The 6,007-nt window shown below is 75.3% G+C and carries 7 protein-coding genes and 1 pseudogene; 3 read left to right on the forward strand and 5 right to left on the reverse strand.

Annotated features, from left to right (window positions below; all coding sequences use genetic code 11):
* From ACFU6K_RS28550 to ACFU6K_RS28560, 3 genes are all read left to right on the forward strand, one after another.
* Positions 1–368 (forward strand): response regulator transcription factor (locus ACFU6K_RS28550; protein WP_380667771.1); only part of this gene is annotated, 368 nt, incomplete at its 5' end.
* Between the two features lie 109 nt (positions 369–477).
* Positions 478–1,398, forward strand: a complete 921-nt coding sequence (locus tag ACFU6K_RS28555) for a helix-turn-helix domain-containing protein (protein ID WP_380667773.1) — start codon at positions 478–480, stop codon at positions 1,396–1,398.
* Between the two features lie 85 nt (positions 1,399–1,483).
* Positions 1,484–2,527: a helix-turn-helix domain-containing protein gene (locus ACFU6K_RS28560; RefSeq protein WP_380667775.1), complete on the forward strand. Its 1,044-nt coding sequence runs from the start codon at positions 1,484–1,486 to the stop codon at positions 2,525–2,527.
* A gap of 15 nt (positions 2,528–2,542) precedes the next feature.
* On the opposite strand, the gene ACFU6K_RS28565 is transcribed toward ACFU6K_RS28560, so the two are convergent.
* From ACFU6K_RS28565 to ACFU6K_RS28585, 5 genes and pseudogenes are all read right to left on the reverse strand, one after another.
* Positions 2,543–3,454, reverse strand: coding sequence for a VOC family protein (locus ACFU6K_RS28565; protein ID WP_380667777.1), 912 nt, complete (start codon positions 3,452–3,454; stop codon positions 2,543–2,545).
* A gap of 83 nt (positions 3,455–3,537) precedes the next feature.
* A complete protein-coding gene (locus ACFU6K_RS28570) occupies positions 3,538–4,155 on the reverse strand; it encodes a YoaK family protein (protein WP_380667780.1) in 618 nt (205 codons plus the stop codon).
* Positions 4,136–4,660: a DoxX family protein gene (locus tag ACFU6K_RS28575; RefSeq protein WP_380667782.1), complete on the reverse strand. Its 525-nt coding sequence runs from the start codon at positions 4,658–4,660 to the stop codon at positions 4,136–4,138. Before ACFU6K_RS28575 ends, ACFU6K_RS28570 begins: the two co-directional genes overlap by 20 nt.
* A gap of 43 nt (positions 4,661–4,703) precedes the next feature.
* Positions 4,704–5,366 carry a hydrolase gene (locus ACFU6K_RS28580; RefSeq protein WP_380667785.1) on the reverse strand — a complete coding sequence of 221 codons (663 nt, stop codon included), beginning with the start codon at positions 5,364–5,366 and terminating at the stop codon, positions 4,704–4,706.
* 360 nt (positions 5,367–5,726) lie between these two features.
* A pseudogene (locus ACFU6K_RS28585) lies at positions 5,727–5,888 on the reverse strand (amidohydrolase family protein); the annotation flags it as partial.
* Positions 5,889–6,007: the final 119 nt, after the last annotated feature.

Consider the following 6,007-nt stretch of genomic DNA (forward strand, 5'->3'; position numbering starts at 1 on the left):
CGCTGCGCGCGGCCCACCACGTGTTCCGCCGCCTCCGGGCCGACCCCTGGGCCCGGTGGTGCGAGGAGGAACTGCGGGCCGCCGGCGACTCCGCGGCCCTGCCGCCGGCCGGACCGGCCGCCGGACCGTCCGGCCTGACCGGCCATGAACTGCGCATCGCCCGGCTGGCCGCGACCGGTCTCACGAACAAGGAGATCGGCCGGGAGCTCCAGCTGTCGCCGAGGACCGTCGGGGCCCACCTGTACCGGATCTTCCCGAAGCTCGGCATCACCTCGCGGGCCGCGCTCGCCCATGCCCTCGCCGGCGGCCGAACGGCCGGAACGCCGGCTCCTCCGACCGCTGACGAACCAGGCAGTCAGATGACCTAACGGGCCGTCATCGTCGAAGTCCAGGCTGGGTCGCGCGGGACTTCGAGGGAAGGGCGGTCAGATGGGCGTGCGGGGGACGACCGGGTCGGCCGCGGAGGAGGAGAGGGCCGTGTTCCGGGGCGGTACGGTGTCGGGGGCGGCGGCGCGGGTGCACCCGCTCACCGGGCGGCCGTTCGACGGACTCCCGGCGCCGCACCGGCTCGGCTACGTGCGGATCTCGACCCTGGAAGGGGACGGCGCCCGGTTCTCCCGTACGGTCGACCTGATCGCCCGGACCCCGCGCACCGAGCCGCAGGTCGGGGTCGGGGTGCAGGTGTCCGGCCGGGCCGTGCTGGAGCAGGACGGGCGCCGCGCGGAGGTGCCGCCGGGCGGGATCGTCCTGTACGACACCGGGCGGCCGTTCGCCGTCGACTACCCGGGGCGCTTCCGCACCCACCTGTTCCAGCTGCCGCGCCGGCTGCTCGGCGTACCGGAGCGCGACCTGCGGCACGCGGCGGGTACGGCCATCGGGCCCGCGGACGGCTGCGGGCCGGTGCTTGGGCCCTTCCTCGGCACCCTGGCCGCCTCCGCGCACTCCTACCCGGGCCCGGTCGGGGACCACTTGGCCGGACGGGTCGCCGACCTCGTGAGCGCGCTGGTCACCCAGCTGGCGGCGGACGGCCCCGACCGGGCCGGCCTCGGCGGCCCGAACGAGCACCTGGTCCGGCGGGTGCGGGACTACATCGACCAGCGGCTGCGCGACCCGGAGCTGACGCCCGAACGGATCGCGCGCGCCCACCGGATCTCGGTGCGGTACCTGCACCGGCTCTTCGAGGACGAGGGAGTGACGGTGAGCCGGCTCGTCCGGCAGCGCCGCCTGGAGGCCTGCGCCCGCGAACTGGGCCGGCACGGCCGGACCGCCCCGACCGTGGCGGCGGTCGCCCAGCGCTGGGGCTTCGTCAACCCGGCGCACTTCAGCCGGGCCTTCCGCGTCGCCTACGGCGTCTCGCCGCGCGACTGGCGCTCGCTCGGGAACGACGAGGCCTGCTGACGAGCGGCCGAACCGGCACGACCCGGGCCACGCCGCCGAGGCGCACCACGGTGCGGTCGAGCCCGTCGACCGAACAGGAGCACAGATGTCCGTCGTCCCGTCCGTCGTCCTCGACACCGCCGGGGTGCCGTCCGCCGAACGCGCCGAGTACTGGCACGAGGCGATCTCCCGTACCTTCATCCCGCTCGACGTCGTCCTGCGCGAGGACGCGCCGGCGCCCGCGACGATCACCAGCCACCGGCTGGGCGCCGCGCAGGTCTCCCTGGTCCAGGCCGGCCCGCAGCGGGTCGAGCGCACAGCGCGGCTGATCGCCCGTGGCGGCGAGGACCACCTCACCCTGGCGCTCCACCACCGCGGCACCGCCCGGCTACTCCAGGACGGCCGGCAGGTGGAGCTGCGCCCGGGCGGCTTCGCGATCTCCGACGCCGGGCGGCCGTTCACCAAGGAGCTGCCGGAGCCGTTCCTCATCACGGCCTTCCACTGGCCGCGCTCGGCCGTGGGGGTCACCGAGGAGGACCTGCGGGTGCTCACGGCGACGGCCTTCGACACCCGAGAGGACGACACCGCCCGCCTGGTGGGTGCCTACCTGGACTGCCTCTCCCGCTCGGTCGGCGGCATGGAGCCGCAGGCGGCCTCCTGGCTCGCCACCACGGCGCTCGACCTGCTCGCGGTGCTAGCGCAGGAACGCCGCGGCCGCTCCGTGCCGGAGGCGCCCGAGGCGGCCCTGGCCGCCCTGGCCCGGGTGAAGGACCACATCCTGCGGGACCTGGGCGACCCGGACCTCTCGCCGGAGCGGATCGCCGAGGCCAACCACGTGTCCGTGCGGTACCTGCACAAGCTGTTCGGCTTCGAGGGGGTGACGGTGACCCGCTGGATCCGGCGCCAGCGGCTGGACGCGTGCCGCCGGGACCTCGCCCGTACGGCCACCCGTCCGGCGACCCGTACGGCGGGTGGCCCGGCGACCGTGGCGGCGGTCGCCGGGCGGTGGGGCTTCGTGAGCGCCAGCCACTTCAGCCGGGCCTTCCGGGCCGCCTACGGGGTGTCGCCGCGCGAGTGGCAGGCGTGCGCCCGGATGGGCCTTGCCCAGGAAAGCGCGGCCCGACCGGAGGGGTACGGCATCGCGGTGTGACCCCCCATCGCCGGGTCACCGGGCGCCGTGCAGCTCCGCGACGTAGCCGCCGGGGAACCGCACCATCGCGCTGTCCCGGCCGCCCGCCCGGACCGGGCCGGACAGCACCGACGCGCCGGCGGACTTCGCCCGCTCCAGGGTGGCGCCGAGGTCGGCGACGCCGTAGCCGGTGAGCTCCCGGCCGAACGGGTACGGCAGGTGACCGTCCGTCACGGCGACCGTCGTGGTGCCGAAGCCGGAGGTGAGGCGCAGCAGCCGGTAGGCGGTGCCGGGGAGTCCGATCGCGGCGCCGTCGGCCCGGCGGTCGTCGGAGGCGATCCGGCCGTCGGTGAAGGCGAGGAAGCTGCGCAGGAAGGCGCCCACCGCGTCCGGTGACAGGTAGAGCCGGTTCTCCGGCACGCTGGCGAGCTCGGGGTAGGACGGCGGGGTGGTGTGCACGTACAGCTGGGCGTTGACGCCGCCGGGGAACTGGACGACGGCGTCCCGGCCGATCGGGTCGGCGAACGGCGCCACGGTGACGGCGGCTCCGTCGGCGCGGGCGGCGCGGACCGCCTGGTCGAGGTCGGTGACCAGCCAGCCGGTGCGCTCGGTGCCGAAGGGGTACGGGACGGGCGTGGTGTAGTCGAACACCGAGAGGGTGCCCACCGGGGAGACGACCAGTTCGGAGAGCGTCCGGCTGGGTGTGGGTGTCACCTGGGTGGCGTTCGGCCCGATCGTGCTGCCACCGAAGGTAGCCGTCCAACTGGCCGCGAACGCTTGCTCGGTGCCCGGTTCGACGTACACGTGGGTGGAGTCGTACTGCGGGCCGACGGCGAAGGTGCGGCGGGTGGCCGCTGCGGGCTGGGACGCCGAGGCGGCGGGCAGGGCCGACAGCGCGGCGATCGCGGCGGCGATCGGGACGAGGCGTCGGGCGAAGCGTCGCATCATGGGGAAGCTCCTGTCGTTCTGACGGTGGGACGGTGCGGTGGGCCGCTCAGGCGGTCGGCGGGACTCAAGCGGTCGGGTGAGACTCAGGCGGTCGGCGTGGCCCAGGGGGCATCGGGTCCGCTCGCGGCCGAGAGCCGGTGGGCGGCCAGCGCCGTGCCCAGGAGCAGCAGGGCGGCCAGGGCGAGGGCCGTGGCGGTCCGCCCGTGCAGGACCAGAACCGCTCCCGCGAGGCCGCCGAGCAGCATCGCCAGGGCGGAGAGGATCCGGCGCCCCGGCCGCGGCGCGGTGCCCCCGGCCGGGGGCGAGTCGGAGGCGAGGCCGGTCAGGGTGAGGGTGAGGACGGTGGTGGTCAGGTCGGGGACGGCGATCCGCCGGGCCACCGCGTTCTGCAGGCCCATGCCCAGGCCCAGGCCCAGCAGGACGATCAGGGCGTAGCCGGCGAGCGCGCCGGTCAGGAAGGCCGCGAGCGAGACCAGTGAGGCCGTGGCCGACAGGCCGGAGGCGCCCGCGAGGGCGAACCCGAGGAGGACCACGTTGCCGGTCATGTTCGCCACGAAGACGTGTCCGAGGCCGAGGTAGCTCACGGCGTCGACCACGCCGGTGGCCACCGTCAGCAGCAGCATCAGCGGCGGCAGCGGTCCGTGCCGGTCGGTGCGCGGCGGGGCGAGCGTGCGCAGGGCGTCAGTCAGCAGGGCGCGCAACGGCGGTGGCTCCTTCGGGCGTGGCCGGGCGGTGCAGGACGGCCCGGGTGAGCAGCCCGCTCGCGGGGCCGAGCACGACGGCCGCGACGGAGATCCAGAGCGGCCAGGCGGTCAGGCCGACGGCGTGGTCGACGGACCAGCGGCCCGGGCCGGTGAGGGCGAGCGCTCCGGTGACGACGACCAGGACCAGCGGGTACTCGTAGCCGTCGTCCTGCACCCAGAGCCCGTGCGGCAGCTTGACGGTGATCGCCACCGTCATCACCCCCATGGCGACCATGGCCGCCGGCGGGGTGAGCGCGCCCAGGGCCAGGAACAGGCCCGATCCGATCTGCCCGGCGCCCGCGGCGAGCGCGGTGGGCGTCCCGCCGCGGAAGCCGTCGTGCCGGAACTCCGCCGTCCCGCCGGCGAGGCCGTGGCCCCCGAGGCGGTGGCTCACCTTCTGTGCTCCGTGCCCGGCGATGAGCAGGCCCACCACCACGCGGAGGATCAGCAGTCCGGTATCCATCGTGTCCTGTCCCTGGTCCCTTCCCTTCTGGTGCGGTGCCGGCTCAGCCCGCGGCGTGCTCGCCGATGAAGGCCTGGGCGTAGACGATCCCGAGGCCGTACGCGCCGCCGTGCTCCTTGACGATGTCCGTGACCACGCCGTAGGTCTCCGTCCGGGCCCAGTCACGCTGGAGTTCGAGCAGGACCTGCACCCAGGTGACGGGCACCGCACCGGCCTGCGTCATCCGCTGGACGGCGTGTTCGTGGGCCTGCGGGGAGACGCCGCCGGAGGCGTCGGTGACGACGTAGACCTCGTAGCCCTGGTCGATCATGGACAGCACCGGCAGGACCAGGCAGACCTCGGTCCACAGCCCGGCTATGACGACCTTGCCGCGGCCGGTGGCCCTGACCGCCTCGACGACCGCCTCGTCCTCCCAGGCGTTCATCGAGGTCCGGTCGAGGACCTCGGCCTTGGGGAAGACCGCGGCGAGCTGCGGCAGCAGCGGGCCGGAGAAGGACTCGGCGGCGACGGTGGTCAGGACGGTCGGCACGTCGAAGGCCCGGGCGGCCTTGGCGAGTCCGACGGTGGCATTGACGATCGCGGTGCGGTCGCCGCTGCCGGTGCCGAAGAACATCTGCGGCTGGTGGTCCACGAACAGCACCACGGCGTTGTCGGGGGTGAGCAGGTCGGGGCTGGGGGTGGCGCTGACCTGGGTGAGGTCGACCATGACGGGGTCCCCTTCGGTGTGGTCGGACAGGGTCCTTCGCACGGCGGTCCGCGTGAAGGTGGGGCAGGTGGATCGGAGGAGGAAGCAGGGGTCGAACGGCGCGCCCTGCTCGGCGGTCAGGCCGCGCGCGACCCGCCAGTGGTGGTGCAGCTCGGACTCGGCGACGGCCTCGCCGAGTAGCTCCGCCTGGCGTGCGCCCTTGCCCGCGCCGGGAGTTCGGCGGGCGGCCTGGTAGCCGCCGAAATGGGCGACCGGGCTCCAGCCGGGACTGACCGGCGGGAGCTCCTCGTCCGGGCCCTCGTACTCGGCCGCGGCGTGGACGATCCGGCCGCCGACGACCCGCACCCACTGCCCCCGGGGCGTACGGGCGGCCTGCTCCCGCAGCATCGCCAGGCCCTGGCGCAGCGACCGCACGCCGTCCCAGCGCAGCTCCAGGACGTAGGTGAGGCCGCCGCGGATCACGTGCAGGTGCGCGTCGTCGAGGCCGGGCACCACGCGGCGGCCGAGCGCGTCGACCAGCACCGTGGACGGGCCGACGGCCGGGGCGACGTCCGCGTCGTCCCCGACCGTCGTGATCAGACCGTTCCGGATGGCGAGGGCGCCGGCCTGCGGCCGGCGGGCGTCCCCGGTGTGGATCCGGG

The organism is Kitasatospora sp. NPDC057512 (genome assembly GCF_042802135.1).
Taxonomy (GTDB): domain Bacteria; phylum Actinomycetota; class Actinomycetes; order Streptomycetales; family Streptomycetaceae; genus Kitasatospora.